General features: G+C 65.5%; 25 protein-coding genes. 15 read left to right on the forward strand and 10 right to left on the reverse strand.

The features are described from left to right. Positions 1–55: 55 nt before the first annotated feature. Positions 56–967: a LysR family transcriptional regulator gene (locus JCM7686_RS08695; protein WP_020950487.1), complete on the reverse strand. Its 912-nt coding sequence runs from the start codon at positions 965–967 to the stop codon at positions 56–58. A gap of 133 nt (positions 968–1100) precedes the next feature. Here JCM7686_RS08695 and JCM7686_RS08700 point away from each other — a divergent pair, with 133 nt between their 5' ends. The 5 genes from JCM7686_RS08700 to JCM7686_RS08720 all read left to right on the forward strand — a co-directional run bounded on the left by JCM7686_RS08700 (position 1101) and on the right by JCM7686_RS08720 (position 6321). Continuing rightward, entirely contained in the window at positions 1101–2306 is a 1206-nt protein-coding gene (locus JCM7686_RS08700) for a M24 family metallopeptidase (RefSeq protein ID WP_020950488.1), read from the forward strand. A 96-nt stretch (positions 2307–2402) separates the two neighbouring features. Next, positions 2403–3317, forward strand: a complete 915-nt coding sequence (osmF, locus tag JCM7686_RS08705) for a glycine betaine ABC transporter substrate-binding protein OsmF (RefSeq protein ID WP_020950489.1) — start codon at positions 2403–2405, stop codon at positions 3315–3317. A gap of 84 nt (positions 3318–3401) precedes the next feature. Further along, entirely contained in the window at positions 3402–4622 is a 1221-nt protein-coding gene (locus tag JCM7686_RS08710) for an ABC transporter permease (protein WP_020950490.1), read from the forward strand. After that, complete coding sequence (locus JCM7686_RS08715) at positions 4619–5572, forward strand: ABC transporter ATP-binding protein (RefSeq protein ID WP_020950491.1); 954 nt, start codon at positions 4619–4621, stop codon at positions 5570–5572. Before JCM7686_RS08710 ends, JCM7686_RS08715 begins: the two co-directional genes overlap by 4 nt. Beyond that, a complete protein-coding gene (locus JCM7686_RS08720) occupies positions 5569–6321 on the forward strand; it encodes an ABC transporter permease (protein WP_020950492.1) in 753 nt (250 codons plus the stop codon). The genes JCM7686_RS08715 and JCM7686_RS08720 overlap by 4 nt, the downstream gene beginning before the upstream one ends. A 67-nt stretch (positions 6322–6388) precedes the next feature. On the opposite strand, the gene JCM7686_RS08725 is transcribed toward JCM7686_RS08720, so the two are convergent. Then, entirely contained in the window at positions 6389–7279 is an 891-nt protein-coding gene (locus tag JCM7686_RS08725) for a LysR family transcriptional regulator (protein WP_020950493.1), read from the reverse strand. 111 nt (positions 7280–7390) lie between these two features. On the opposite strand from JCM7686_RS08725, the gene JCM7686_RS08730 reads away from it, so the two are divergent. From JCM7686_RS08730 to JCM7686_RS08770, 9 genes are all read left to right on the forward strand, one after another. Then, positions 7391–8725 carry an acyclic terpene utilization AtuA family protein gene (locus JCM7686_RS08730; RefSeq protein ID WP_020950494.1) on the forward strand — a complete coding sequence of 445 codons (1335 nt, stop codon included), beginning with the start codon at positions 7391–7393 and terminating at the stop codon, positions 8723–8725. Beyond that, entirely contained in the window at positions 8725–9081 is a 357-nt protein-coding gene (locus tag JCM7686_RS08735) for an AtuA-related protein (protein ID WP_020950495.1), read from the forward strand. Before JCM7686_RS08730 ends, JCM7686_RS08735 begins: the two co-directional genes overlap by 1 nt. Then, positions 9078–10445, forward strand: a complete 1368-nt coding sequence (locus JCM7686_RS08740; RefSeq protein WP_020950496.1) for an aspartate aminotransferase family protein — start codon at positions 9078–9080, stop codon at positions 10443–10445. Before JCM7686_RS08735 ends, JCM7686_RS08740 begins: the two co-directional genes overlap by 4 nt. A 60-nt stretch (positions 10446–10505) precedes the next feature. Then, positions 10506–11549, forward strand: coding sequence for an ABC transporter substrate-binding protein (locus JCM7686_RS08745; protein WP_020950497.1), 1044 nt, complete (start codon positions 10506–10508; stop codon positions 11547–11549). 69 nt (positions 11550–11618) lie between these two features. Beyond that, positions 11619–12683 (forward strand): ABC transporter ATP-binding protein, encoded by a 1065-nt coding sequence (locus tag JCM7686_RS08750; RefSeq protein WP_020950498.1) that lies wholly within the window; start codon positions 11619–11621, stop codon positions 12681–12683. Then, positions 12680–13858, forward strand: a complete 1179-nt coding sequence (locus JCM7686_RS08755; protein WP_020950499.1) for an ABC transporter permease — start codon at positions 12680–12682, stop codon at positions 13856–13858. Before JCM7686_RS08750 ends, JCM7686_RS08755 begins: the two co-directional genes overlap by 4 nt. Beyond that, on the forward strand, positions 13858–14643 hold the full coding sequence (locus JCM7686_RS08760; RefSeq protein ID WP_020950500.1) for an ABC transporter permease: 786 nt from the start codon (positions 13858–13860) through the stop codon (positions 14641–14643). Before JCM7686_RS08755 ends, JCM7686_RS08760 begins: the two co-directional genes overlap by 1 nt. Positions 14644–14646: 3 nt before the next feature. Continuing rightward, positions 14647–16137, forward strand: a complete 1491-nt coding sequence (locus tag JCM7686_RS08765) for an aldehyde dehydrogenase family protein (RefSeq protein ID WP_020950501.1) — start codon at positions 14647–14649, stop codon at positions 16135–16137. A gap of 155 nt (positions 16138–16292) precedes the next feature. After that, positions 16293–17033, forward strand: a complete 741-nt coding sequence (locus JCM7686_RS08770) for a hypothetical protein (protein WP_020950502.1) — start codon at positions 16293–16295, stop codon at positions 17031–17033. Positions 17034–17097: 64 nt separating this feature from the next. Here the strand turns inward: JCM7686_RS08770 and JCM7686_RS08775 are convergent, their stop codons facing one another. From JCM7686_RS08775 to JCM7686_RS08805, 8 genes are all read right to left on the reverse strand, one after another. Continuing rightward, complete coding sequence (locus JCM7686_RS08775; protein ID WP_020950503.1) at positions 17098–17520, reverse strand: hypothetical protein; 423 nt, start codon at positions 17518–17520, stop codon at positions 17098–17100. Continuing rightward, a complete protein-coding gene (locus JCM7686_RS08780; protein WP_020950504.1) occupies positions 17517–18809 on the reverse strand; it encodes a type II and III secretion system protein family protein in 1293 nt (430 codons plus the stop codon). The genes JCM7686_RS08775 and JCM7686_RS08780 overlap by 4 nt, the downstream gene beginning before the upstream one ends. Then, complete coding sequence (gene sctV, locus JCM7686_RS08785) at positions 18806–20863, reverse strand: type III secretion system export apparatus subunit SctV (RefSeq protein WP_020950505.1); 2058 nt, start codon at positions 20861–20863, stop codon at positions 18806–18808. Before sctV ends, JCM7686_RS08780 begins: the two co-directional genes overlap by 4 nt. Beyond that, entirely contained in the window at positions 20860–21342 is a 483-nt protein-coding gene (locus JCM7686_RS08790) for a tetratricopeptide repeat protein (RefSeq protein ID WP_020950506.1), read from the reverse strand. Before JCM7686_RS08790 ends, sctV begins: the two co-directional genes overlap by 4 nt. Positions 21343–21350: 8 nt before the next feature. Next, on the reverse strand, positions 21351–21698 hold the full coding sequence (locus JCM7686_RS08795; protein WP_020950507.1) for a hypothetical protein: 348 nt from the start codon (positions 21696–21698) through the stop codon (positions 21351–21353). Positions 21699–21701: 3 nt separating this feature from the next. Next, a complete protein-coding gene (locus tag JCM7686_RS08800; RefSeq protein WP_020950508.1) occupies positions 21702–22679 on the reverse strand; it encodes a SctD/MshK family protein in 978 nt (325 codons plus the stop codon). A gap of 102 nt (positions 22680–22781) precedes the next feature. Beyond that, a complete protein-coding gene (locus JCM7686_RS24675; protein ID WP_158442348.1) occupies positions 22782–22943 on the reverse strand; it encodes a hypothetical protein in 162 nt (53 codons plus the stop codon). Positions 22944–22959: 16 nt separating this feature from the next. Next, positions 22960–23205, reverse strand: coding sequence for an EscE/YscE/SsaE family type III secretion system needle protein co-chaperone (locus JCM7686_RS08805; RefSeq protein ID WP_041527237.1), 246 nt, complete (start codon positions 23203–23205; stop codon positions 22960–22962). 276 nt (positions 23206–23481) lie between these two features. On the opposite strand from JCM7686_RS08805, the gene JCM7686_RS08810 reads away from it, so the two are divergent. Then, positions 23482–24501, forward strand: a complete 1020-nt coding sequence (locus tag JCM7686_RS08810) for a VWD domain-containing protein (protein WP_020950510.1) — start codon at positions 23482–23484, stop codon at positions 24499–24501. Positions 24502–24508: the final 7 nt, after the last annotated feature.

The raw sequence follows: 24508 nt of genomic DNA on the forward strand, positions 1-24508 counted from the left end.
GGCCCCGTCACGCGGGCCAGAGAAACCAAAGCCGGTCTGGCCCTCGTCCGAAGCGTCAGGCGCGGGCGAGGCCAAGCTCTTCGGCGGCGAGCGTCTCTTGCAGCCAGCCCAGAAACACCTGCCCCTGCCGCGCCGCGCCGCGGTTGAGCGTGCTTAGCCAGTAGGTCGGGCCCGTCACCTCAGAGCCGGGCAACTCCTTCAGGCGACCGTCGCGCAGAAAGCTGCTCACCAAGGACCGCGAGGTCAGCACCAGCCCATGGCCCTGCGCGGCCAGCGTGATCGCCATATGCGATTGGGTCACGCGAATGGTCATGCGCAGCGCCGAACCCGCCACGCCCCGGTCGCGGCACCAGTTGCCCCAGCTATAGGCCTCGGCGGTCAGCGGCTCGTCGGAATCGGTCTGGATCGCGGCAACCGACATCTGCCCGAGGCGAGAGACATCGCCGATCCGCTCGATCAGATCGGGCGCGCCCAAGACCAGCACGCGATCCTCGAAGAGCGGCAGCCAATCGCGCTGGTCCGGGCGCTGGGGCGCGTCCTGAATGATCATGTCAAAGCCGCTGGCCTCGGGGCTGCGCCACGGGCTATCGGTCGGTTGCAGCTTGATGCAGCTGCTTGGGTAATTGCGTTCAAACTCGGGCAGATGCGGCAAAAGCCACAGCGTCGCAAACGAGCTTGGCGCGAGGATGCGCGTGGTCTTGCGATCATCTTCTGGCACCAGCGCGCGCTGCGCGAGACGCAGCTGCGCGAAGGCCCCGCCAAGCTCACGCAGAACCTGTTGGCCACGCTCTGAGGGCAGGAACCGCCCCCCGACCCGCACAAGAAGCGCGGTCTTGGCCACCTGCTCGAGGTCGCGGATACGATGGGTGATCGCGCCCGGCGTCACCCCCAACTCCTGCGCCGCCGCATTGACGGTGCCCAACCTGACCACCGCCTCCAGCGCCTGCATGCCGCGAATGGACTGCATGGCTCCTCCCCTGCTTCCCGGCGGCAATCTTGGTTAAATTTGAGATTTCGTCAATTTCTTTCGCCGAGAACTCAGTAGGTCAACGGCGGCTCTGCTGTCAGATTGCCTTAACGTCAGCTACGGTGGAACCGAAATGAATAGCCAGCCCGACCAGTTTGATCTGGTCAAGAACCGCTTGACCCTGCATGCGACCCGCCTTGCTCGCATCCGCGAACATATGGTGCTGGCCGATATTCCGGCGCTGCTGATCGTCGAGCCGAACAGCATCCTTTACGCGACCGGGGCCTCGAATATGCAGGTCTGGTCGGCGCGCACGCCCGCGCGATATCTGCTGATCGTCACCGATCACCCGGCGGTGCTGTTCGATTTCAAAGGGGCCGAGCATCTCGCGCGCAATCTGCCGACCATCGGCCATATCGGCTCGGCCGAGGGGCTCGACATGGTCAGTTCGGGCGGCGATCCGCGCGGCGCGGCAGAGCGTTTCGCCATGCAGATCGAGGCCCATATCCGCGCGCTCGATCCGACCATCGACAAGATCGGCATCGACCGCTTCCCGCTTTACGCCACCGATGCGCTGCGCCGGCGCGGCTTCCATCTGGTCGATTCCGACGAGGTCTTCACTCCTGCGCGCAAGATCAAGCTGCCGATCGAGATCGCCTATCTGGAAGAGGCGATGCGGCGCGTCGATCTCGCGACAGAGCGGCTCGAAAATTTCGTGCGCCCCGGCATGACGGAATCCGAGGCTTGGGGTGAGTTTCACTACATCCTCATGGCCAAACAGGGCCAATATGTCAGCACGCGGCTGTTCCAGAGCGGGCCGAACACTTTCCCCTATTTTCAGGAATGCGGTGACCGGATCCTCGAGCCCGGCGATCTTCTGTGCCTCGACACCGATGCGGTGGGCTTTGAGGGTTATTGCGTTGATTATTCGCGCACTTTCGTTTGCGGCGATGTCAAGGCAACCGATGAGCAGCGCCGCCTTTATGCCAATGCCCGCGAGCAGCTGGAGACGAACGCGGCCCTGCTCGCGCCCGGGATCGAGTTCCGCGAGCTGGCCGAAAAGGCGTGGAAAATCCCCGAGGAGTTTCAGGCCAGTCGCTATTACTGCATCGGCCACGGCCTCGGCATGGCGGGCGAGTTCCCCAACATCCCCCATGCCGCGCCCGGCCAGCCCTATCCCCTGCCCGGCGTGATCGAGCCCGGCATGATCCTGTGCATGGAAAGCTATGTCGGCACGGCGAAAAGCGATCAGGGCGTCAAGCTCGAGGATCAATATCTCATCCTCGAAGACAGGGTCGAGCGTATGTCGAATTATCGCTTCGACGACCGGCTCGGCTGATCCCTGCCCTCTCTCCCTCTTCCCCCGCCTGCCGCTTTGGCGGCGCGGGCGGCGCATTTGATCACGATCCTCTCCTCCTCATCGAAAGGACTGGGAATGAAGAAGACCCTTCTGCGCGCGGCTGTGATATCGGCCCTTCTGGGCGTCACAGCTCAGGCGGCTTTGGCCGATGTCACCGTCGGTTCAAAGATCAACACCGAAGGCGGCGTCTTGGGATATATCATCCTCGAGGCACTTAAAGCGAATGATATCAAGGTCGTGGACAAGGTCCAGCTTGGCGCGACGCCGGCGCTCCGCGATGCGATCATGCAGGGCCAAGTCGATATCTACCCCGAATATACCGGCAATGGCGCGATCTTCTTCAGCCATGGCGATATCTCGACCTGGAAAGACCCCCAAGCCGCTTGGGAGCGCATCAAGGAGATGGATTACGCAGCCAATAAGATCGTCTGGCTGAAGCCCGCCGCCGCCAATAACACTTGGGGGATTGCCGTCCGCGAGGATCTGGCCGAGGCCAATCATCTCAAGACCCTGAGCGATCTTGGCGCCTTCATCAAGGGCGGCGGCAATGTGAAATTGGCGGCGGCGGCGGAGTTCGTGACCTCGCCCACCGGCCTGCCGACCTTCTATCAGGCCTATGATTTCACGCTGTCGCCGGATCAACTTTTCGCCCTCTCGGGCGGCGATACGGCGGCGACGATTGCGGCGGCGGCCCAGCTCACCTCGGGCGTCAATGCCGCGATGACCAACAGCACCGATGGCGGCATCACCCCCAGCGGCCTCGTCGTGATGGAGGACGACAAGCACGTTCAGCCGGTTTATCAGCCGACGCCGATCGTGCGCGAGGCGGTGCTGAAGGAATATCCCCAGATCGAGACCATTCTCGACCCGATTTTCGCCAAGCTCGATATGGCGACGTTGCAGGATCTGAATGGCCGCGTGCAGGTCGAAGGAGAGCCCGCAGCAAGCGTCGCCCGCGATTTCCTGATCCAGAACGGCTTTGCAAAATAGCCCTGCCCGGCCCCCGATGATCCATCGATCCAACGATCCTCGGGGGCCGCTTCATAAATCATAAAGAAAACACCGGGAGGAGCCATGGACATGGCCTTAAGCGAGGAAGCAGAGCTTCCCCGAGCGCGGGCGGCATTTCGCCCCCTCGACCGCATCGGCAGCCTCTTTGCCGTGCTGATTGTCGGGGCAGTGATCTGCCTGCCCTATCTGCTCACACGCCCCAGCCGAATTGCCGCCGCCGAGCCGGTTCAGATCGGCGCAGCCTTCGGGCCCGATGCGGCGCGCGGCTGGGCGCTGGCGGCGGCTTTGGTCGCGCTCGCCTTGGCTTTGGCGCTGAAAACTTCGGTCTGGCTGCGGCTCGCGGCCTCGGTCGCGGGCCTTGGGCTGGTCGCACTGACGCTTGGCGCCGCCGCCACGACCCTGCTGCCCGAGGGCAACCGCTTCGCGCGCGTCTCGGTCGGGGGCGGCGCTTGGGTGCTGGTCGCGGCTTTCGCCTTGTCCACGGGGGACGCTTTGGTGCGGCTGCGCCTTGGTCCGGGCGCGCGGGTGCTGGCGCTTCTGATCGCGCTTGGCGCGCTGGCCGCTTTGCTCGTCTCGGGCGCATGGGCGGATCTCTCGATCATGAAGGAATATGCGGGCCGCGCCGAGGCGGTCGGGCGCGAGTTCCAGACGCATCTTTTCCTTGCCCTCGGCTCGCTGATCGCGGCCTGCGTCATCGGCCTACCGCTCGGCATCCTTTGCGCGCGCAAACGCGGGTTGCGCGATGCGCTGCTGCCGGTCCTGAGCATCCTCCAGACCATTCCCTCCATCGCGCTCTTCGGCCTTTTGATCGCGCCTTTGGCCTGGATCGCGGCCAATATCCCCGGCGCGGCGGCCCTTGGCATCGCGGGCATCGGGCCCGCCCCCGCCTTCGTCGCGCTGCTCGCCTATTCGATTTTGCCGATCGTCTCGTCCACGCTTTCGGGCTTTGCGAGCCTGCCGCCCGATGTCGTCGATGCCGCCAAAGGCATGGGCATGTCGAGCAAGCGGCGGCTCTGGCAGGTCGAACTCCCCTTGGCGATGCCGGTCCTCTTGACCGGGGTGCGCGTGGTCATGGTCCAGAACATCGGGCTGACCGTCATTGCCGGATTGGTCGGCGGCGGCGGGCTTGGCATCTTCATCTTTCAAGGCATCAGCCAGACCGCCACCGACCTCGTTCTTCTGGGCGTGCTGCCCACGGTCGCCATGGCCTTCGCCGCCGCCATTCTGCTCGACGCATTGATCGAGCTTTCCCGGAAAAGCCGCAAAAAAGGCGCCACATCATGATCGAGATTACACATCTGTGCCGGGTTTACGGCAGTCTGGTCGCCGTCAATGACGTGTCCTTGACGATTGCAGATGGCGAGATCGTCGCGATTGTCGGGACCTCGGGCTCGGGCAAGACGACGCTCATGCGGATGATCAACCGGCTGGTCGAGCCGTCCTCGGGCTCGATCAAGATCGACGGGCGCGACAACCGCGAGATCCCGGCCGAGGAACTTCGCCGCGGCATCGGCTATGCCATTCAGGGCCACGGGCTCTTCCCGCACAAGACCGTGGGCGAGAATATCGCGACCGTCCCCAAGCTCTTGAAATGGGACGCAAATCGCATCAAGGCTCGGGTCGATGAGCTGCTCAAGATCTTCAACCTCGACCCCGCGATCTTTCGCGAGCGGATGCCGCATGAGCTTTCCGGCGGGCAGCAGCAGCGCGTCGGCGTTGCCCGCGCTTTGGCCGCGGAGCCGCCGATTTTGCTGATGGACGAGCCTTTTGGGGCGCTCGATCCGATCATCCGCGACAAGGCGCAGGCCGACCTTCTCGAGATCCAGCGCCGCTATGGCACGACCGTCGTCATCGTCACCCATGACATGGATGAGGCGATGCGGCTGGGCACCCGGATCGCGGTCATGGACAAGGGCCAATTGCAGCAATTTGCGACACCGGCCGAAATCATCGCCCATCCCGCGACGCCTTTCGTGCGCGAGCTTCTCGAATCCGGCGACCGCGCCTTGCGGCTTTTGTCGCTGCGCGATGTGGCCGAATTGATCGAGCCGGGCGACGCCGAAGGCAACCCGATTGACGCCGCGACCTCGCTGCGTTCCGCTTTGGCCGAATGCCTGTGGTCGGGCCGCGAGACCCTGCCGATCACCTCGGAGGGCCGCCTGATCGGCCGCATCCGCCGCTCGGAAATCGAGCGCGCCGCGCGGTTCGACAACTTTGAAGGGGCGCAGAGATGAGCCGAGGAGGCGCGCTTATCCGTTTGTCTTTGCTTGCTTTTCTTCTGGCGCTGCTTGCCGCGCCGGAACGCTTCGGCTGGCTGTTCAATTGGCTGACCAAAAACGGCCAGCCCGCGATCTATACGCAGACGCCGCTCTGGCAACTGACGCTGAACCATCTCGGGCTGGTGCTGATCGCGGTGACCTGCGCGGGCATCGCCGGGGTCGGTTTCGCGATCCTGACGACGCGGCCCTCGGGGCGCGAGTTCCTGCCGCTCTCGCGTTCGATCGCCAATCTCGGCCAAACCTTCCCGCCGGTCGCGGTGCTGGCGCTTGCGGTGCCGATCTTCGGCTTTGGCTCAAAACCGACATTGATCGCGCTGTTTCTTTATGCGCTGCTGCCGGTTTTCGAGACCGCGCTGACCGGCCTTTCGACCCTGCCCGCGCAGGTTCTGGACGCCGGACGCGGCACCGGCATGACGCGCGGCCAGCGGCTCTGGCAGATCGAATTGCCCCTGAGCCTGCCCGCGATCCTCTCGGGCCTCCGGCTTGCGACGATCATTTCGCTGGCGACCGCGACCATCGGCTCGACCGTCGCCGCGCAGACTTTGGGCGAGGTCATCATGGCGGGGCTCATGGCCAATAATACGGCGTTCGTTTTGCAAGGCGGCCTGATCGTCGGCCTGCTCGCGATCCTGATCAACGACGCCTTCCGCATCGCCGAACGCCGCGCTGCCCGCAAGGCCGGCTGGCGCGGGGCGGAGCTTTAGGCCACCCCGCCGCGACAAGCAAAAAGGCCCGGAGAAAGCTCCGGGCCTTGTGCGTTTTGGGGCCGCCTCAGATCCCGGCAATCGCCGCGCCAACCATGGCGGCAAATCGTTCCGTCGTCGGCGACAGCGTGAACCCACGGCGGCAGACGAAAAGGATCTGGCGCGAGAGCTCGGCATCGGCGATCGGGCGGCTGTCGACCTCGGGATCGATCACCACCTCGCGCGCCGCACCCGGCAGGATCGCCACGCCCAGCCCGGCGCGGACCATGGCGACGGCGGTGGCCATGAAGGCGACCTCGACGCTGATGCGCGGCTTGACCCCAAGCTTCGCCGCCGCCGCATCCAGCGTCGTGCGCACGCTGGTCGAGGCGTCCATCATCACAAGCGGCTGCTCGATCAACTCGCTCAGCGACAGCGCCTCCCGCGCGGCATAGGGGTGACCCAGCGGAAAGACCACATGGAGCTGCTGGACACCGCTTTGCAGCACCTCGAGATCGCCGGGCAGATGCGGCCCGCCGCTGACGCCCAGATCGCATTCCCCGCGCTGGACCAGCTCGAAAACCCGGCTCGCGACGACATCGCTCACATGGATATGGGCCTGCGGCTGGAGGCTGCGAAAGTCGAGGATCAGCCGCGGCAGCACCCCGGTCGCGAAGGATGGCAGCGAGGCGATGCGCGTCACGCCCCCGCCCTCGCGGATCTCCTGAATGTCCGAAAGCGTCGCATCCATTTCGCGCATCAGCCGTTGCAGCGAGGGCAGGATCGCGCGGCCAAAGCCGGTGAGCTGGACCGAGCGGTTGTCGCGGTCATAGATGCGCTGGCCGAGCATCTCTTCGAGATTTCGGATCTGCACCGTGAGGGCGGGCTGCGAGATATTCAGCTCATCCGCCGCCCGGGTGAAGCTGAGGGTGCGGGCAAGCGCTACGGCGGCATGGATCTGGCGGAGGCTTGGCGTCATAATCAAAACGTATCACTGCGATCAAATAGTTTCAATTTACTTATCAAGAGCACCGCTCCAATTTGCCCCCAATCCGCCCTTCCGGGGGCCAGACGAGGCAAGTGACACGATATGCGGACCATTCGACTCGGCGCGGGTGCCGGCTATTCCGGCGACAGGATCGACCCCGCCGTCGATCTGGTCCGGCGCGGTGCGCTGGATTATCTGATCTTTGAATGTCTGGCCGAACGCACCATCGCGCTGGCGCAGCTCGAGCGGCGCCGCGATCCCGAAAGCGGCTTTGATCCGCTGCTCGTGCGCCGCATGGAGGCGATCCTGCCCGAGGCCGCGCGCCGCGCAACCCGGATCATCACCAATATGGGCGCAGCCTCGCCGCGCAAGGCGGCCGAGCGGGTCGCAGAGGTCGCCCGCGATCTCGGGTTGAGCGGCCTCAAGATCGCCGCGGTCGATGGCGATGACGTGCTCGAGACCGTGCTTGGCGGCGATTGGCCGGTGCTGGAACATGAGGCGCGCGTCGCGGATTACCGCGCCCGGATAATCTCGGCCAATGCCTATCTGGGCGTCGGCGGCATCCTGAGCGCGCTTGCACAGGGCGCGGATGTCATCATCACCGGCCGCGTCGCCGATGCCGCGCTTTATCTCGCGCCGATGATTCATGAGTTCGGCTGGGCGCTTGGCGATTGGGACCGGCTGGCCCAGGGCACCCTGGTCGGGCATCTCCTGGAATGCGCGGGCCAAATCAGCGGCGGCTATTTCGCCGATCCTGGGGTCAAGGATGTGCCGGGGCTCGACCGGCTGGGCTTTCCCTTGGCCGAGGTCTCGGCAGATGGCACGGCGGTCATCACGAAGCTGCCCGAGACCGGCGGGCAGATCTCGCTTGCGACCTGCAAGGAGCAGCTTCTCTATGAGGTCCATGACCCCGAAAGCTATTTGCAGCCGGATCTGGTCGCGGATTTCTCGAGCGTCGAGATGGAAGAGCTTGGCCCCGACCGCATCCGCATCAGCGGCGCGCGTGGCAAGGCGGCGACCGGGCTGCTCAAGGTCTCGATCGGCTATGAGGACAGCTGGCTTGGCGAGGGGCAGATGTCTTATGGCGGCGTCTCGGCCGTCGGGCGCGCGCGGCTTGCGCAAGAGATCATCCGCCAGCGCCTCGCCCAACATGGCGCGGGCATTCAGGAGCTGAAGACCGATCTGATCGGGCTTGACGCGCTTGGCGCGCGCCCGAACCCGACCGAGCCCCCAGAAGTCCGGCTGCGCGTCATCGGCCGCACCGCCACCGAGGCCGAGGCGCGGCTGATCTGCGAAGAGGTTGAGGCGCTTTACACCAACGGCCCCGCAGGCGGCGGCGGCGCGCGCAAATCCGTCACCCATCTTATCGGCGTCATCTCGACCCTGATCCCCGAGGCAAGGGTGGTTCCCGCCGTCACCATGTTGGAGAGCCTGTGATGATCTTGCGAGAGATTGCTCATTCACGTGCGGGTGATAAGGGAAATACCTCGAATATTTCTGTCATCGCCTACCGCCCCGAGGATTACGCGCTGCTCTGTCAGGAGGTCACCGTCGCCCGCATCCGCGCGCAGCTGAGCCAGTTCCAGCCCGGCCTGATCCGGCGCTATGAGCTGCCGCGTCTGGGCGCGCTGAATTTCGTGCTCGAGGGCGTGTTGGGCGGCGGCGTGACCCGCTCGCTTGCGCTCGACACCCATGGCAAAAGCCTCTCGTCCTTTGTTCTCGAAATGGAAATCCCCGCACCCGCCGCGGCCCCCTGCGCCGCCGGTCCGAACTCTGAGGAAGTGATCCGATGACCCTGCCGAACTCCCCCGAGGCGCGCGATATCGCGGCCCATCTTCACCCCTATACCAATGCGAAAAAGCATCTCGAGATCGGGCCGATGATGATCGAGAGCGGTCAGGGCGTCTATGTCGAGGATCGCACGGGCAAGCGCTATCTGGAGGCCATGGCCGGACTGTGGAGCGTGAATGTCGGCTTCAACGAGCCGCGTCTGATCGAGGCGGCGACCGCGCAGATGCGCAAGCTGCCCTATTACCACACTTTCGGGCACAAATCGCACGGGCCTGCCGTTGATCTGGCCGAAAAACTGGTCGGCATGGCGCCGGTTCCGATGAGCAAGGCCTTCTTTACCAATTCCGGCTCGGAAGCCAATGACACGGCGATGAAGATGATCTGGTATCGCGCCAATGCGCTTGGCCAGCCTCAGCGCAAGAAGATCATCGCCCGCGATCGCGGCTATCACGGCGTCACCATCGCCTCGGCCAGCCTGACCGGCCTGCCCGCCAACCATGCCTCTTTCGATCTGCCGATTGCGGGCGTTCTGCACACCGGCAGCCCGCATTTCTGGCGCGACGCCCATCCCGGCGAAAGCGAGGAGGAGTTCTCGACCCGTCGCGCCGCAGAACTCGCCGCGCTGATTGAGGCCGAGGGCCCTGAAACCATCGCCGCCTTCTTTGCCGAGCCGATCATGGGCGCGGGCGGCGTGATCGTGCCGCCGCAAGGCTATTGGCCGAAAATTCAGGAGGTCCTGCGCCGCTATGACATCCTTTTCGTCGCCGATGAGGTCATTTGCGGCTTTGGTCGGACTGGCCATATGTTTGGCTCTCAAGCCTTTGATCTGACGCCGGATATGATGACTCTGTCGAAGGGACTCTCCTCGTCCTATCTGCCGATTTCGGCGCTGCTGGCCAATGACAAGGTGCTCGCGCCGATCATCGAGGAAAGCGACCGGATCGGCACCTTCGGTCATGGCTTTACTGCGGGCGGCCATCCGGTGGCGGCGGCGGTTGCGCTCGAATCCATCGCGGTTATCGAGGAGCGCGATCTCGTCGGCAATGCCGCGCGCACCGGCGCCTATCTGCATCAGCGCCTGAGCGCCCTCGCCGATCATCCGCTGATCGGCGAGACCCGGGGGCTCGGCCTGATCGGCGCGGTCGAACTCGTGGCCGACAAGGCGGCGCGCAAGGCGCTGGAGAAGCCCGGCCAGCTTGGCGCGGCGGTCAATGCGCGGCTTCTCGAGCGCGGCGTCATCACCCGCAATATGGGCGACGCTTTGGCCTTTTCGCCGCCGCTCATCATCACCGAGGCGCAGATCGACGAGCTGGTGGAGGCGCTGACCGGCGCGCTCGACGATACGCTGGCGGATCTGCCGCGCTGATCGCGCCCGGGATCCTTGGCCAACATAACCGGGGCAAAGCCCCCAATCAGGGAGAGAGACATGAAGACCGTGACAAGCACCGGCATTTTGCTGGCCTGCGCCGCATTGGCATCCGCCGCCCCCGCTTTCGCCGATGACGTGACCGTCGTCTCTTTCGGCGGCACCTATCAGGATGCACAGCGCGCGGTGATGTTCAAACCCTTCGAGGCCGCTTCCGGCATCAAGGTCACCGAGGAATCCTGGGATGGCGGTATCGGCGTGCTGAATGCCAAGGCCAAAAGCGGTACGCCCGATTGGGATGTCGTGCAGGTCGAGGCCGAGGATCTGGCGCTTGGCTGCGCCGACGGGCTCTTCGAAAAGCTCGATTGGGCGGCGCTTGGCGGCAAGGACAAGTTCCTGCCCATGGCGGTCAGCGATTGCGGTGTGGGCACGGCAGTCTGGTCGATGGCGATTGCCTATGACGGGGCCACGACCACGAAAGCGCCGCAGTCTTGGGCGGATTTCTGGAATGTCGCCGACTTCCCGGGCAAGCGCGCCCTGCGCAAGGGCCCGAAATACACGCTCGAATTCGCGCTTCTTGCCGATGGCGTGCCTGCGGATCAGCTTTACAAGGTGCTGGCCACGCCCGAAGGCGTTGACCGTGCCTTCGCCAAGCTCGACGCGCTGCGCCCGAACCTGATCTGGTGGGAGGCCGGTGCCCAGCCGCTTCAGTTCCTCGCCTCGGGCGAGGTCGCCATGACCTCGACCTTCAACGGTCGCATCACCGGGATCAACAAATCCGAGGGCAAGGATTTCCGGCTGGTCTGGCCGGGCAGCATGTATTCGGTCGACAGCTGGACGATCCTGCGCGGCTCGGCCCATCCCGAGGCGGCGCAGAAATTCCTGAGCTTCGCCACCGCCCCCGAGCAGCAAAGCAAGATGCCGGAATTCGTCGCTTACGGCATGACCAACCTCGCCGGGATCGAGAAAATCCCCGCCGATCTTCTGAAGGATCTGCCGACCGCGCCGGACAACATCCGCGACGCGATCGGGCTCGATACCGATTTCTGGGTCGACAACAACGAGGCTTTGACCGAGCGCTTCAACGCCTGGCTCGCCGAGTAAACCGAGACAAGACTGCCCGCGCCCGACCCGGCGCGGGCCAGATGCTGACAGACGCGGGAGGGGCGAAAGATGGCGGATCCATACATCAGCTTCATCAATGTCGAGAAAGCCTTTGGCGCGCATCGCGTCATCCACGGGCTTGATCTCGGCATCGGCAAGGGCGAATTCGTCAGCCTGCTCGGGCCCTCGGGCTCGGGCAAGACCACGCTTCTGATGATGCTCGCGGGTTTTGAAAGCGTGACCTCGGGCGAGATCCATGTCGGTGGCGCCCGCGTCGATCAGACCCCGCCCCATCAGCGCAATATGGGCGTGGTTTTCCAGAATTACGCGCTGTTTCCCCATCGCACGGTTGCCGAAAATCTGGGCTTTCCCTTGCGGATGCGCGGCGTTGCCCGCGCCGAGATCCGCGCCCGCGTCGCCCGCGCGCTCGAGATGGTCGAGCTCAGCGCCATGGCCGAGCGTCGCCCCCATCAGCTCTCGGGCGGCCAGCAACAGCGCGTGGCCTTGGCCCGCGCGCTCGTCTATGAGCCGAGCGTCATCTTGATGGACGAGCCGCTTGGCGCGCTCGACAAGCAGCTGCGCGAGAAGATGCAGCTCGACATCCGCGCGCTGCACGCGCGCCTTGGCCTCACGATCATTCTCGTGACCCATGACCAATCCGAGGCGCTGACCATGTCGGACCGGATCGCGGTCTTCAACGCGGGCCGGATCGCGCAAATCGGCAGCCCGGCCGAGATCTATGACCGACCCGCGACCCAATTCGTCGCCGAATTCATCGGCGAGACCAATATGCTGACGGGTCGGCTTGGTCCCGGCGCCGAGCTCGCGCTGGCAAGCGGTCTTCGCCTGCGCGCGGGCCAGCCGCCCGATGCCCCGACCGGGCAGGATGTCACGCTCTGCATCCGGCCCGAGCGGATTTCGCTCTGGCCGAAAGGCGGCGCGCCAGACCAACCGAACCTGATTCCGGCGACGGTCAAGGACGCGATCTATCAGGGCGATCACCTGCGCGTTCATCTCGACGCGCCGGTTGGGCCGCTGATCGTGCGCGTCGATCGCAAGGCGGGCGCGCCGGTCATCGGCGCGGAGGTTCTGGCCGGATTTGCCCCAGATGATTGCTGGGTGCTGGCGAAATGAAGAGCCGTCTCGCCAGATTGCGCGCGCTTTTGCTGGTGCTGCCGCTTGCCGGGTTCATGCTGGTTTTCTTCATCGGCCCGCTGGTCTCGATGCTGTCGCTTTCGGTCTCGGACGGCTCGGCGCGCCATGTCATCCCGACGGTTGCCGAAAGGATCGCGGATTGGGACGGCGAGGCTGCGGGTCTGGGTGATCTGCAACGCGCGCTCGTCACCGATCTTGCCGCCAGCCCCGACGATCAGGCGGTCGGAGAGGTCGTGCGCCGCCTCAACAGCTCGAAAAGCGGCTTTCGCTCGCTCTTTGGCAAGACGCTGACGGCGGTGGCGACGGCGCCCGCCGAGAGTGTCGATCTGGCCGCGCTCGACAAGCGCTGGAACGATCCCGCCTATTGGCTGGTCATTCAGGACGCGCTCAATCCGCTCACCGACCGCTATCTGCTGGCCGCGCTGGATCTGCAACGCGACGCGGGCGGCCAGATCGCCGAGAAACCGGCAGGAGAGGCCGCGAACCGTGCGATCCTGCTGCGCACGCTGGTCATTTCAGGAACCGTCACGCTGGCCACGGTCGCCATCGGCTTTCCCTTCGCCATGGCGATTGCGGCAAGTTCGGGCTGGCGGCGTGCCTTACTGCTGGGGCTGACGCTCTTGCCACTGTGGACCTCACTTCTGGTGCGCACGGCGGCCTGGTTCATCCTGTTGCAGGACAAGGGGCTGATCAACCAGACGCTCCAGTCGCTTGGCGTGATCTCCGAGCCGCTGGCGCTGATCTTCAACCGCAGTGGCGTCATCATCGCCATGACCTATGTCCTGCTGCCGCTGATGATCCTGCCGGTCTATAGCGCGCTGATCGCGATCCCGGCCAATCTGCGCCCGGCCGCCGCCTCGCTTGGTGCGGGCCCGCTTCGCGCCTTTTGCGAGGTCACGCTTCCCCTTGGCCTGCGCGGGGTGCTCTCGGGCGCGCTTCTCGTCTTCATGTCGGCGATCGGCTATTATATCACCCCCGCCCTGATCGGTGGGCCGCGCGATCAGATGATCAGTTCGGTCATCGCCTATTACGCGACCGGCGCGGCGAATTGGGGCATGGCCTCGGCTCTGGGTGTGCTGCTTCTGGCGATCACGCTGTGCATCTATGCGGTCTATCAATGGCTCTCGACCGAGCCCGCCAAGGGGAGATCGTGATGCGTGCCCTCCAGCTCTGCTTCACCCTGCTCGTCAGCCTGTTCCTGCTGGTGCCGCTTTTGATCGTGCTGCCGCTCGCCTTCACCTCGGGCGCGTTTCTGGCCTATCCGATCCCGGATCTGTCACTGCGCTGGTTCGACGAGCTCGTGACCAGCGAGATCTGGCGGCGCGCGCTGGTGAACAGCCTTGTCATCGGGGCCGCGACCGCCGCGCTTGCTACTCTGCTTGGCACGACAGCGGCGCTGGGGTTGCGCCGGTCGGGTGCCGTTAGCGCACGCGTGATCGGCACGGTCTTTCTCTTGCCGCTGGTCGTGCCTGCGGTCGTCCTTGGCGTCGGGCTGCAACGCCTGCTGGCCGAGCTCGGCCTTTCGGGCAGCTATCTCGCCGTCATCATCGCCCATACCGTCGTCGCCGTGCCTTTCGTGATGATCAGCGTCTCGGGCGCGCTGGCCAGCGTTCCCGCACAGGCCGAGCGCGCCGCCGCGAGCCTTGGCGCCTCGCCTTTGACCGTGCTGCGGGAGGTGACGCTGCCGCTTTCGCGTCACGGCATCCTGACCGGCGCGGCTTTGGCCTTTGCAACCTCGCTTGACGAGGTCGTGCTGACCATGTTCGTCGCCGGGCCGCGCCAACGCACCCTCTCGCGCCAGATGTTTTCCTCACTGCGTGAAAACATCAGCCCGACGATTGCGGCGGCGGCTTTCGTTTTCATCCTGCTGACTTTGGCGCTCGGGGGGCTCGTGCTGCTGGCCCGGCGCTCACGCAGCCTTCCTGCGGCTGAAAGGTAACCCATGACCCAGAACGATCCGACCGCGCTCGCGGCGCGCCTTGGCGCAAGCACCCAGCGCCATTTCATCGACGGCCAATGGCAGGCCGCTGCCAGCGGCGAGACCATCGAGACCCGCAACCCCGCCACCGGCGCCGTGCTGACCCGGCTGGCGCGCGGGAGTGCCGAGGATGTGGCGCGCGCCACCGCCGCCGCCCGGCGCGCCTTCACCGGCCCGTGGAGCCGCTGGCGCCCGGCCGAGCGTCAGGAGCTTTTGCACCGCATCCTTCAGCATGTGCTCGCCCATTTCGACGAGCTCGCGCTTTTGGAAACGCTCGATATGGGCGCGCCTTTGTCGCGCACGCGCAGCCTTTCGGGTTTCGTGCGGCAGGCGCTTCTGTTCTACGCAAGCCAGGTTCATGCCGGACAAGGCCAGACGCTGGCGAATTCGCTGCAGGGCGATATCCAGACCATGACATTGCGCGCCCCTGCGGGTGTCATCGGCGGGATCATCCCGTGGAATGCGCCGCTGGTCAGCCTGTGGTGGATCGTCGCCCCAGCGATTGCGAGCGGCTGCACCGTGGTGCTGAAACCGGCCGAGGATGCCTCGCTCACCGTCTTGCGCGTGGCCGAACTGATGGTCGAGGCGGGCCTGCCCGAAGGCGTCGTCAATGTCGTGACTGGCCTTGGCGCAGAGGCCGGGGCCGCCCTTGCCGCCTCGCCCGAGGTCGACCGACTGGCCTTTACCGGCTCGAACCAGACCGGACGCGCGGTGATCGAGGCCTCGGCTTCGAACTTCAAGCGGTTACAGCTGGAACTCGGGGGGAAGTCGCCCAATATCGTCTTCGCCGATGCCGATCTCGATCTTGCCGTGCCCGGCGCCGCCATGGCCGTCTTCAACAACAGCGGCCAGATCTGCTATGCGGGCAGCCGCCTTCTGGTCGAGCGCACGATCCTTGCGCCTTTCCTCGAGCGGCTGGCGGCCTTCACCGCTGGCCTGCGCGTGGGTGACGGGCTCGACGACAAGGTCCAGCTTGGCCCGGTGGTCTCAGCGCGCCAGCTCGATCAGATCATGGGCCATATCGCGGGTGCGCATCGCGAGGGCGCGCGGCTGATCGTGGGCGGCGAGCGGATCTTGGGCGCGCTGTCCTCGGGCTATTTCATCGAGCCGACGATCTTTTGCGATGTCTCCAACCATATGGCGATCGCCCGGCAAGAGATCTTCGGCCCGGTCATCTCGGTCATTCCCTTCGACACCCCAGAGGAAGCGCTCGCGATTGCCAATGACACGGAATACGGCCTTGGCGCCGCGGTCTGGACGCGCAATCACGGCCTCGCCAGCCGGTTTTCCCAGCTCTTGCAGGCCGGAACGGTCTGGGTGAATTGCTATGGGCTGATTGATCCGGCGGTAGGGTTCGGCGGTATCCGCCACAGCGGCTATGGCACCAAGGGCGGCCCGTCCCATGTCCTTGACATGTTCCATGTGACGAAAAGCGTCTATATTAATCGCGGCTAGCCCCCAAGGAGAGACTCGGCGCAGAACCGAGGCCTCGCGGCGGACGCGCGGTCCTCTGCCGGGGCCGTGGGAGCGTAATCAAACAGTCATAATTCTGTGCAAAAGAGGCATGTCGGGCGCAATGCCCCCTTTCAGACCTGGTGCCGGACCCCTCGATGACCTTCTTCACGCTTGCCGAACCGCGCCGCCTGCTGGTGGTGCTGATGTTGACGACCCTTGCCGGTTGCGCCGATTCCGAATTCGGGATGCAGCCGAGCCGCGCGACCTCGGGCGAGCAGCAGATGGCCGAATTGCGCTCGACCCTTAAGCGCAACCCGAATGATTCCAAGGCCTTGAAGCAAATCGGCGATATGCAGGCCAAATCCGGCAACTGGTCGCAGGCCATGGGTGCCTACCGCGAGGCGCTGCTCGTCAATCAGCGCGACAGCGAGGCGCGTCTGGGTTACGGCGAGGGCCAGCTTGCCCTTGGCGATTACACCGGCGCCTTGGCCACCGCGACCGAGGTCGGCGGCACCAGCATCCGGGTTCAGCAATTGCGCTCGGGCGCGCTTGCCGGGTTGAACCGGCTGGGCGAGGCGCGGCAGGTGCTCGAGGCCGCGAGTACCTCGGCGCCGCGCAATCTTGACCTGCGCTCGAACCTTGCGATCATCGCGGCGCTGTCGCGCGATCCGCAGGCCTATGCGATTGCCCGCGCCGCCGCCTTCGCGCCGGATTCAAGCTATGCCCACCGCCGCAACCTGATGCTTGTCGGCGGCATGAGCGGCAATGATGCGGTGGCCAAGCAAGACGGCGCGCAGCTTGGGCTCGACCCCGCAGAGATTGGCGATATCATCGCGGTCGGGCGGCGCGCCAAGACCCAAGGGATGCGCGCTTTCGGCGTGCTCGCGGGCGCCTGAGCACAGGGGGCCTAAGCGCGCGGGAACCCCGGGCGGAAGGGGCCAAGGCCCCTTCCAGGTTGGCTCAATTCACAACTTCTCCGTAAGGATCGCTCGGGATCGCCGATTGCGGCAGGGTCGAGATCCGGCGTGGCGTGGCCTGCTGGCGCGGCGTCGTGCCCGAATTGATCGGAAGTGCCGCCTGCGGGTCGATATAGCGATCCGCCGCGCGCCCGACCGGACCGGCAGGGCCCGGCCCCGGCACGCCCGGCTCGACCAGATCGCCCGGATTGACCGCCTGAGCGGCAAAGACCAGATCGCGCTGGCAGCCCGAGGGCGTGCCCGAATAGCGCGAGGCCCCGCCCCGGCACGAGCTCGGCACGACACCGCCGCCCTCGCCATAGCTGTAAGCGGGATCGCGTGCGGTGCGGATGACATCGGAATCGGCAATCATCGGCTCGGCACAGGCGGCGAGCGCCAGTGGCAGAAGAATCAGAAGCTGTCTCATCGCGTGATGAACCCCACGGTTGCCTGCGGTGCCGGGCGGCGGGCGCGCGGCTGGGCCGCGTCTTTCGCCCCGGCGATATAGGGGGTGATGAAGATGATCAGCTCGCGCTCGCGCCGGGTGCGGGAGTTCTTGCCGAAGACTTGGCTCAGCCCCGGCACACCATTCGACTGGTTTTCGGAAAACTGCTCATAAAGCCCGGCGATGGCGAAAGTCTGGCCGCTGCCGACCTCGACCGAGGTATCCGCACGCCGGATCGAGACGCCGGGCACCTGAAAGCCCTGCACCTGCACCGAGGCCGATGCGTCAAGAAAGCTCACCTCGGGCTGGACCTCGATGGCGATGCGGTTGCCGGGCAGCACGGTCGGCGTGAAGTCAATCGAGACGCCATATTGCTTGAAAGCGGCGGTGATGACGCCGTCGCCCTGATTGACCGGATAGGCGATCTCGCCGCCCGCGCGGAAGCTCGCCTTGCGCCCCGAAACCGTGGTCAGGGTCGGCTCGGACAGGATCTGGACCGCGCCGCGCTGTTCAAGCGCGTCGATCAGCCCGTCGATGGTAAAGCTGCCCGCCGTCGCCCGCGCCCCGATCGCCGGGCCCGAGGCAACGCCGCCGCCGAGAAAGCCGGTCGGATCGCCGAGCCCGGTCACCACGCGCATCGGCCCGCCCGATGAGGCACCAAGCGCCGAGAGGTTGACGCCCAGCCGTTGCAGATCGGTGCGCGAGGCCTCGACAAAGCGCACCCGCAGCGAAACCTGCGTGCCGCCGCCATAGCGCGTGCGATCCTGCACGGCGATGCCATCGGCCTCATAGGCGCGCTGCGCCGCCGAGACCGAACGCGCCTCATCGACATTGCGCGCATTGCCGGTGATGATGACGGTATTCTCGCGCCGATTGGCGGACAGCCCCGGTGCAAGCAGCCCCTCCGCGCCAAGCCCCGAGGGACGGACCTCGACCTGATAGGTTGCGATCTGTTTGTCGGCGGCATCGCTCAGGACGATATTCGTGCGCCCCGGCGCAATCCCGGTGACATAGATCGTCGAGGGCGAGATCGCCATGGCATCGGCAATCATCGGATCGGCGACGAAGACGGTCACGGTTTCCTCGGGCAGCTCGATCGGGCGGCCATCGCCTTCGGTCACGACAAGCCGGGTCGGCGCGGCGGCGGCAATCCCCGCAAGCACGAGAAGCAGTGCAAAAGCAGCAGCGATCCGGGCAGTCAGCCGCGAGATCAGGTGGCGCAGCGGACGGGTGGTCAGGCGGGTGGTCGGGGAGCGCAAAAACCGGCTCATCGGATCGTCAACATAGCGAGGGGTTGGACCTTGTAACTGGGCGCCACTTCCTTGTGAGAGATCACGGCGAAATTCATGTCGTGATTGGTCAGGAAGCGGCGCAGGAAACGGCGAATGTCCATCGAGGACAGGAAAACCGGCGGGCGGGCATGGCCCGTCGGATCGCCGATCGCGGATTTGAGCGCTTCAAGCAGCTTGCGCGATTGCTGCGCCTCAAGCGCCAGATAGACCCCGGAGGGGGCCTGACGGATCGCGCCGCGGATCGCCTCTTCGATATCGGTCTCGACGACGAACGCCGGGATGAAGCGCTCGCCATCGGCGAATTTGAAGCTGATCTGGCGCGCAAGTGCGGTGCGGACATATTCGGCGAGAAGCTCGGGGTCTTTCTCGCGCGGGGCCCAATCGACGATGGTTTCAAGCAGGATGCGCAGGTTGCGGACCGGGATCTCTTCCTCGACCAGACGCCGCATGACGGCGGCGATCTTTTGCAAGGGCAGCGCCTTTTGCGCCTCGGCAACAAGGCTCGCGTAACGCGCCTCGGTCGCGGACAGAAGCGCGCTGACCTCTTGGACGCCCAGAAATTCGGCGGCATGGCGCGGCAAACGGCCAGCCGCGACGCGGGCTAAGGCCTCTGCCGGGGTCTGGAAGGGGATGCCCGCATGGCGCAGCTCGGCTGCGGCCTCGGGCGGGCACCACCAGCCTTGGGCATCCGAGGGGCCGGTCTCGACCCGCTCGACCGAGATGCCCATGATGCGCGCGGCATCTGGCAGATCGGTCAGCCGCAGGCGGCCTGCGGGCAGATGGCCCTCGCCGACCGGGACATTCTCGACCCGCAACTGCCAGCGATCGCCCGGCATCAGGGGATCGGTCGAGAGCTGCAGGCGCGGGAAAGGCACGCCGAGCTCATCGAAAAGCCGCGTCCGCTCGCGCAGAGCCGCATCCTCGAAAGCGGCGCGGTCCAGCCCGGCAGCAAGATCGCGGCCCACGGTCAGCTGCACCGGCGTCATCGGCGTCATCATCAGATCTTGCCGACTGTCGCGGCGTGCGCTTGCACCCGGCTGATCCTCGGCCTCAGCGGCTTCGCGCGCGCGGCGCGTGGCCATCAGCCCCGCCCCGGCAAAGGCCAAGGCGAGCGCGATGAAGACCAGCTTCGGAAAGCCCGGCACCAGCGCGAAGCCCAAAAGCACAAGCGCCGCCACATATAGCGGGCGGGCATGGCCGCCGATCTGCGCGGCAATGTCGCGCCCCAGATCGGCCGAGCCTTCATGCGTAATGCGGGTGATGACGATGCCAGAGCTGATCGCGACGATCAGCGCCGGGATCTGGCTGACCATGCCATCGCCGACCGTCAGCACCGAATAAAGATGCAGCGCATCGCCAAAGGCCATGCCGTTCTGGCCGACGCCGACGCCAAGGCCGCCGAGAATATTGACCGCGATGATGATGAGACCGGCAATCGCATCGCCCTTCACGAATTTCATCGCCCCGTCCATCGAGCCGTAAAATTCGCTTTCCATTTGAAGCGCCTCGCGGCGGCGACGGGCCTCGGCAATGTCGATCTCGCCCGCGCGCATGTCGCTGTCGATCGACATCTGCCGCCCCGGCAGCGCATCAAGCGAGAAGCGCGCCGAGACCTCGGCCACCCGCTCCGAGCCCTTGGTGATGACGATGAACTGGACGATGGTGATGATCAGAAAGACCACGATGCCGACGACCAGCGAGCCGCCCAGCACAAATTTGCCGAAGGTCTCGACGATCTGGCCCGCATCGGCATGGAGCAGGATCATCCGCGTCGTCGAAATCCCGATGGCCAGCCGGAACAGCGTCGCGAACAGCAAGATCGCGGGCAAGGTGGTGAGCGAGGTCGGATTGCGCAGATAGACCGCGACGATCAGCACCAGCACCGACAGCGACAGGTTGAAGGCAATCGACAGGTCGATGAGCCAGGTCGGCAAGGGCAGCACGATCATGAAGATGATCAGGATCAGCAGCGTGATCAGCGCAAGGTCCTGCGAGGCGGCCAATCGGCGCAGCATCTGCTTGGCAAGGGTCATATCCGGGCCTCTGGGCGGGGCGATTGCATGAGTTCGCGCGCGCGGCCAAGCTCGGCCTGTGCGCGCGGGGCATCGCCGCGATGATGTAAGATCCGCGCGAGCAGATAGTGGCAGGCAGCGCGCTCGGTCGGGTTTGGCGCGATATCCAATCCGCCCGGACGCTCGAAGCGGCCAAGCACGGTCAGCGCCTGTTCAGGATCGCCCCCGACCAGCATCGCCTCGGCCACCATCAGCACGGTCGCGGCCGAGAGATCGCCCATGGTCATCGCGGCGAGCCCCAGCACCATCGCCCGCGCCGGATCATTGTGGCGCAGATAGACAAGGCCAAGCGCCGACAGAACCACGCCGTGATCACGCAGGGATTGCGCCGGGCGCGCGGTCTCGGGCGCGTCAAGCTCCCAGGGCGGCGGAGTGGTGTCGGATCCGGCCAACTGGTCGCGGGTCGCATCCGTGTCGAGGTGAAGGGGAAATTGCGTCACCGGCCGACCTAGAGCCCCTGCAAATCGAGATAGCGCGAGAGTTTGCGCGTTTCATCCTCGATCACCGCCGCGACCAGCCGCCCGAGCCCCGGCACCGCCTGATCGGCCATGCCCGCATGATCGCGCGCAGCCTCAAGCGCCGCGACCAGCTCGATCGCAGAGGGCAGACGGACCTGCCCGAGCCCGGCCTCAAGGATCGCGCCGAAACCTTCGCTCGGCGGCTCGCTGCGCAGCCTGCGGGCCCGGTTTTCGCCGCCCTGCGGCGGCGGGGTCGCGGGACGGGCGCGGTGCGGGCCGCTCGTCGGCAGTGCTGCGATCTGGCGGGCCCCGGGGAAGGGCGTGATCTCATTCACCATGGCTCAGAACCTCACCGCCAGCCGCTCATCGCCGCGCGCCAGAGCGATTTCCGAGCGGGAAATCGCCTCGATGCGCCAGCCGTCATTGGTCATGTCGCCGATGCGCAGGACCGTGCCCGATTTGGTGCGCAATTCGGGGCGCGCGCCCAGCCAGACCGAGGCCACCGCCAGAACCGGCGCGGGCTGGCCCTCGGCAATCTCGCTGATCAGCGGCAGGCTTTGGCCGTGATCGGATTCAAAGCGCGCCCGGATCTGGCGCCAGCTCTCGGCCTGATCGCGCGAGAGCGTGCCGCGCACGCGCAAGACGCCCGCCTCGCTCGTGAGATGCAGCCCGCTCAGCCCGGCCTCGCCGAGCCGCGCGGCAAGCGCCGCGGTGGCCTCGCTCACGCAGTCGGGCCCGCAGACCAGCCGGGGCGAGGTCGCGGCAAGCCGGGTCGGCAGCGCCGTTTTGGGCGCCTCGGGGGTCAGGGTCGCGGCTTCGGCCTGCGCCAGCGGCATAAGCGTGGGGCGCGCCGCCCCGCCGCCGAATTCCGCGCCGAGCCACAGCCCGGCGGCAAGCGTCAGCGCAAAGATCCCCACCCCCGCCTGTAGGCTGATGCCCGCGCGCGCGACCGCGCCGGGCTGGGTCAAAAGGATCGCGGTTTCGTCATTGAGCTGCAGCGTGACCGGCAAGGCGATTTCGACGGGGTGCTCGGGCGGAAGCTCGTGCAATTCGCCTAGCCCGCCCTCGTCAAGCCGCAGCCCCTCGACTTTGGCGACAAGGCGCAGATGCGCGGCGCTGGCGCGCAAGGCAAGGCAGCCCGGCGCGACCCCGGCCAGAATGATCTGATCGCCCGCACCGCCCCCGATCGAGAGCTTGCCGGGCGCAAAACGTGCCGAGGCCCCGGCATTCGGGCCAGAGAGCACAGTCAGCAGAAAGGGTTTCGTCTCGGCCATGGTCTTCGCCTGTTCATCCGCAAAAAGCGCGGTCTCAACGCCCATCGGCCAGCACCCGAAAGAGGCCGGCCCAAGGCTTGTGTGACGCGAATGTCCCTGAAAGTCGGGGCGCGACCGAAGCCGCGCCCACGGGCAATTGCGGGCCGATCAGCCGTGGACCTTGTCCCAGGCCTTCTTTTCGGCGTCTTTGGCAGCCATGGCGCTGTTGAACAGCATCGACTGCTTGTTGACTTCGGTCTGGAACGCCAGAGCTTCCTGCTGGCTGGATTTCATATCGGCGAGCATGCCGCCAAGGCCTTGGGTTTCCATGTCAATCTTCTCTCTGTTACTGGTTAGGGTCTTCGTTGATGGCAGCCCACAACTTCGGCAGCGCATCGATGCCAGCATCATATGCCTGAGCGAGAAGAGAGAGCCGGGCATAGTCTTCTGTGCTCACTCCCCGGCCCATTTCCTGGACCACACGCCCTTTACCTGCCGAAAGTCGTTCCGTCAGACGCTTCAACTCCGCCCCATTGGGGTCGGCGGCAAAGCGTCGATCAAGCTCGACGATCTCGATTGTACGTTCAGACAAATCTTTTCTCCGTTCGGACCGTCCGCACTGGCAGGATCTCTGCCGGTTGCGTCGAGGGCGAAATTGGGCGGCTTTTGTAACGCATGCGTGAAGGTTTTGGCGGTTCGGACACATCAGCGGACGCGACCGAGAAAGCGGCGAGATCTTGCCAGATATGCCCGTTATGTCGGCGAAAATTTGCGCGCGGCCGGGGCGTCGTCACATCACTGCCACGCGGCTGTGGCACGCAAGATCAGCTGGTAACCCCCGTTTCACCTTTTGCGTGCAGAGACAGAGATGACCACCATCACCACCACACAGACCCCGCTTCTCGGCGCCGCGAATCTCTTTGCGCTGCCCCCGAAGAAAGACCTCTCGGGCCTGCCGCCGAAAGGGCTGACCGAGTTGATCGCAGAGCTTTCGAAGGCCCTGCAGGCGATTGTCGATCAGCTTGAGGGCAAGGGCGGCAAAAGCGGCGGCGCAGATCTGCCCTTTGCTGGCGCGGCCCAGAGAAATGCGGCCAATGCTGCGGGTCCCGCGGCCCCGCCTCAGACGCCAAAGCCGATCGCGGGCACGGCCCGGATCTGGGGCGATCCCCATTTCATCGGCGCGGATGGCGACAAATTCGACATTCAGGGCGAGGCGGGCAAGACCTATAACCTGCTCTCGGACAAGGGGTTCCAGATGAATGGAACCTTCGAGAAATGGGGCAATGACGGCGCGACGGTGGTCGGCAAGGTCGGGATCACCGCAGGCTCGAACTATGTTCAGGTCGATAAAAGCGGCAATGCCACCGTCAATGGCAAAGAGCTGAAGGACGGTGAACGGGTCGAGCTGCGCGACGGCGGCTTTGCTCTGCGCAAAGGCAATGAGGTCACGGTCCAGCGCGGTGAATGGGAGGTCAAGTTCCAGACGCTCGGCGATCATATCGACATGGATATCAAGACCGAGAATGCGATTGCCGATGGCGTCCTGCCGCATGGGCTGATCGGCCAGACCTTCGACGGCGACGGTCAGGCGCGGCGCGGCGATGAGGGCTCGGGCGCGCAGGGCGGTGGCGCGATTGCGCGGGCGGATGGCTCGATGTCGCAGGCGGGCGACAAGGATGCGGTCAAATCCTATGAGGTCGCGGCGCTCTGGGACACCACCTTCCAGACCCACAACGTCGATCACGGCCAGCAGAGCGTCTATGTCGATCAGAGCCACCAATCGGCGCAGCAGGTCTTTGCGATGATGATGGGCTTTTCGAGCCTCTTGAACTCGATCTTCAGCGCCTCCGGCAACCTTTACGCGGGCACCAACCTGCGCTCTGCCTGATCGCGCC

It is taken from the genome of Paracoccus aminophilus JCM 7686, assembly GCF_000444995.1.
GTDB classification, from domain to species: Bacteria; Pseudomonadota; Alphaproteobacteria; order Rhodobacterales; family Rhodobacteraceae; genus Paracoccus; species Paracoccus aminophilus.

Excerpts from the sequence above, each read along its gene's own strand:
- JCM7686_RS08695 (WP_020950487.1), bottom strand. The coding sequence starts at position 967 with ATGCAGTCCATTCGCGGCATGCAGGCGCTGGAGGCGGTGGTCAGGTTG.
- JCM7686_RS08710 (WP_020950490.1), top strand. The coding sequence starts at position 3,402 with ATGGACATGGCCTTAAGCGAGGAAGCAGAGCTTCCCCGAGCGCGGGCG.
- JCM7686_RS08725 (WP_020950493.1), bottom strand. The coding sequence starts at position 7,279 with ATGACGCCAAGCCTCCGCCAGATCCATGCCGCCGTAGCGCTTGCCCGC.
- JCM7686_RS08810 (WP_020950510.1), top strand. The coding sequence starts at position 23,482 with ATGACCACCATCACCACCACACAGACCCCGCTTCTCGGCGCCGCGAAT.
- JCM7686_RS08755 (WP_020950499.1), top strand. The coding sequence starts at position 12,680 with ATGAAGAGCCGTCTCGCCAGATTGCGCGCGCTTTTGCTGGTGCTGCCG.
- sctV (WP_020950505.1), bottom strand. The coding sequence starts at position 20,863 with ATGACCCTTGCCAAGCAGATGCTGCGCCGATTGGCCGCCTCGCAGGAC.
- JCM7686_RS08745 (WP_020950497.1), top strand. The coding sequence starts at position 10,506 with ATGAAGACCGTGACAAGCACCGGCATTTTGCTGGCCTGCGCCGCATTG.
- JCM7686_RS08775 (WP_020950503.1), bottom strand. The coding sequence starts at position 17,520 with ATGAGACAGCTTCTGATTCTTCTGCCACTGGCGCTCGCCGCCTGTGCC.
- JCM7686_RS08780 (WP_020950504.1), bottom strand. The coding sequence starts at position 18,809 with ATGAGCCGGTTTTTGCGCTCCCCGACCACCCGCCTGACCACCCGTCCG.
- JCM7686_RS08700 (WP_020950488.1), top strand. The coding sequence starts at position 1,101 with ATGAATAGCCAGCCCGACCAGTTTGATCTGGTCAAGAACCGCTTGACC.
- JCM7686_RS08795 (WP_020950507.1), bottom strand. The coding sequence starts at position 21,698 with ATGGTGAATGAGATCACGCCCTTCCCCGGGGCCCGCCAGATCGCAGCA.
- JCM7686_RS08800 (WP_020950508.1), bottom strand. The coding sequence starts at position 22,679 with ATGGGCGTTGAGACCGCGCTTTTTGCGGATGAACAGGCGAAGACCATG.
- JCM7686_RS08765 (WP_020950501.1), top strand. The coding sequence starts at position 14,647 with ATGACCCAGAACGATCCGACCGCGCTCGCGGCGCGCCTTGGCGCAAGC.
- JCM7686_RS08760 (WP_020950500.1), top strand. The coding sequence starts at position 13,858 with ATGCGTGCCCTCCAGCTCTGCTTCACCCTGCTCGTCAGCCTGTTCCTG.
- JCM7686_RS08750 (WP_020950498.1), top strand. The coding sequence starts at position 11,619 with ATGGCGGATCCATACATCAGCTTCATCAATGTCGAGAAAGCCTTTGGC.
- JCM7686_RS24675 (WP_158442348.1), bottom strand. The coding sequence starts at position 22,943 with ATGGAAACCCAAGGCCTTGGCGGCATGCTCGCCGATATGAAATCCAGC.
- JCM7686_RS08770 (WP_020950502.1), top strand. The coding sequence starts at position 16,293 with ATGACCTTCTTCACGCTTGCCGAACCGCGCCGCCTGCTGGTGGTGCTG.
- JCM7686_RS08735 (WP_020950495.1), top strand. The coding sequence starts at position 8,725 with ATGATCTTGCGAGAGATTGCTCATTCACGTGCGGGTGATAAGGGAAAT.
- osmF (WP_020950489.1), top strand. The coding sequence starts at position 2,403 with ATGAAGAAGACCCTTCTGCGCGCGGCTGTGATATCGGCCCTTCTGGGC.
- JCM7686_RS08740 (WP_020950496.1), top strand. The coding sequence starts at position 9,078 with ATGACCCTGCCGAACTCCCCCGAGGCGCGCGATATCGCGGCCCATCTT.
- JCM7686_RS08715 (WP_020950491.1), top strand. The coding sequence starts at position 4,619 with ATGATCGAGATTACACATCTGTGCCGGGTTTACGGCAGTCTGGTCGCC.
- JCM7686_RS08730 (WP_020950494.1), top strand. The coding sequence starts at position 7,391 with ATGCGGACCATTCGACTCGGCGCGGGTGCCGGCTATTCCGGCGACAGG.
- JCM7686_RS08720 (WP_020950492.1), top strand. The coding sequence starts at position 5,569 with ATGAGCCGAGGAGGCGCGCTTATCCGTTTGTCTTTGCTTGCTTTTCTT.